Origin of the sequence: Streptomyces katrae (assembly GCF_000966975.1) — a bacterium.
Taxonomy (GTDB): domain Bacteria; phylum Actinomycetota; class Actinomycetes; order Streptomycetales; family Streptomycetaceae; genus Streptomyces; species Streptomyces katrae.
Map to the genome: position 1 here is coordinate 1 of NZ_JZWV01000598.1, position 264 is coordinate 264.

Sequence of the window (264 nt, forward strand, 5' to 3'; positions counted from 1 at the left end):
GGACGGCTCGGGTGCGGCGTCGTCGTCCTCGTCGTCCGCGGTGGAGCAGGCGGTCAGGGCCAGCGCCGTCAGGACGGCCACCAGGCCGAGCCGGACCGGCGGGCCCTTGCGGCTGCGCGGGGTGGGGCGGGCCGGCGGGGTGGGGCTCATCGTTCCATCCCGGTGAGTGCGGGGGTCGGCTGTTTCCATGGGTTGGGGAGTTCGCCCGTCACGGGCCCGCAGACCGCCGCTCCGCGTTCGTGCGCGGTGCGCACGGCCAGCGGG

Annotated in this window: 1 pseudogene; it reads right to left on the reverse strand. The window is 77.3% G+C overall.

The window, feature by feature from the left end:
* Positions 1-146: 146 nt before the first annotated feature.
* Positions 147-264 (reverse strand): annotated as a pseudogene (locus tag VR44_RS49185) (spherulation-specific family 4 protein); the annotation flags it as partial.